General features: G+C 61.8%; 2 protein-coding genes. One reads left to right on the top strand and one right to left on the bottom strand.

Features of this window, described 5'->3' with window-relative positions; all coding sequences use genetic code 11:
• The first annotated feature begins 143 nt into the window (after positions 1 to 143).
• A complete protein-coding gene (locus PEH01S_RS34215; protein ID WP_127490449.1) occupies positions 144 to 440 on the top strand; it encodes a hypothetical protein in 297 nt (98 codons plus the stop codon).
• 33 nt (positions 441 to 473) lie between these two features.
• Here PEH01S_RS34215 and PEH01S_RS34210 read toward each other — a convergent pair.
• A partial coding sequence (locus tag PEH01S_RS34210) for an ABC transporter ATP-binding protein (protein WP_164828158.1) occupies positions 474 to 1567 on the bottom strand: 1094 nt, incomplete at its 5' end.

The following is a 1567-nucleotide window of genomic DNA, read 5'->3' as shown; positions in this document are numbered from 1 at the left end:
GGGAGCCAAGCGGCGCCGCAGCCGCGAGCGCGCCTGCCGCCGCTGCACCGCCCGCGGCAAGCTCCGCCGTGGCCGACGGCGGAGACGGGCATGGCAGCCATATTGGCCGCGCCTTCGATGACCTGCGCTACGGACGCTACGACGTGATCGGCGCGATCATCGCCCGCAAGCTGGCGATGAACGTTCACCTGATCCGCGTCTCCGCTTGGAGCAAAGTGCTGCTCACGGCCTTGGCCGTCATGGCCGTGCTGGTACTGCGGCCGTTAGGGCGGCTGCGCCTGTGGGAGCAGCGCTACCCGTGCTTGATGCACGGGTGCTATGCCAACGTCATCGGCGCGCTGGCCGCGCTCGCCTTGAACGATTCCGGCGTTGTCGCCGCCGCGGCGATGATCGTCTACAGCAGCGTGCCGCTGCTGCTGTTAAAACTGGAGGGCGCCTGATCGCAACGACAGGCGCCCTCCAAGATAACTATATTATTCCGCAAGCTGCTCCCATTGCTCGTAGCATTCCGCAAGCTGTTCGCGCTTCGCTTCCAACGCTGCGTTCTTTTCCTGCACGAGCACGTAGTTGTTATATACGTCCGGGTCGGTCAGCTCGGCTTCCAAGCCGCCGATGGCCTCCTCCAGCTGAGCAATCTGCTGCTCCAATTGCTCCAGCTTGCGCAGGCGGGTGCGCTCTTCGCGCTTTGCTTGCTTCCCGGCCTCGTAATCGCTGCCGGCTCCCGGTTCAGCCGCTTTCGCCGCGCTTCCTTCCGCTTGTCCGCGGCCTTTGGCGGCTTCCGTGCCTCCGCGGCTTGCCGCTTCCGCCAGCCGCTGCTGCTGCATCTCGGCCAGCTCCTGCTTCTTTTCGACATAATCGTCGTAATTGCCGAGGTAGACGGTGACTCCGTCCTTGTCCAATTCCAGCATATTCTCAGCCATTTTGTTCAAGAAATAACGGTCGTGAGAAATGAACAGCAGGGTGCCTTCGTACTCCATCAGGGCCGATTCGAGCACTTCCTTGCTGTACAAATCCAGATGGTTTGTAGGCTCGTCGAGAATGAGCACGTTCGCTTTTTGCAGCATCAGCTTCGCAAGCGCGACCCGGGCCTTCTCGCCGCCGCTGAGCGAACCGACCTTCTTAAACACATCCTCGCCGCTGAACAAAAAGTTGCCGAGCACCGTACGGATGCGCGCTTCCTCCAGATGAGGAAAAGCGTTCCATACTTCTTCCAGCACGGTGTGGTTCGGGTTCAGGCCCGTTTGCTCCTGATCGTAGTACCCGATCTTCACGTTCGTTCCCCAGTCGAAGGACCCGCGGTCCTGCTTGTGCTGCCCGATCAGCGTCTTCAGGAGGGTCGATTTGCCGATCCCGTTCGGGCCGATCAAGGCGGCCGTGTCGCCGCGGCGCAGCCGGAACGTGATGCCCTGCGCCAGCGGTTTTTCTTTATCGTAGGATACGGCCAATCCCCGCACGTCGAGCACTTCCCGGCCGGAAGGCGCCTCAACCTCAAATGAGAAGCTGGCCCGTTTCAGCTCGCCTAGGGGCTTGTCGAGCCGCTCCATTTTATCCAGCGCTTTGCGGCGGC

The organism is Paenibacillus ehimensis NBRC 15659, from assembly GCF_004000785.1.
GTDB classification, from domain to species: domain Bacteria; phylum Bacillota; class Bacilli; order Paenibacillales; family NBRC-103111; genus Paenibacillus_G; species Paenibacillus_G ehimensis.
Note: the sequence above shows the minus strand (reverse complement) of the source record. Positions and strands in the feature narration are given on the sequence as shown.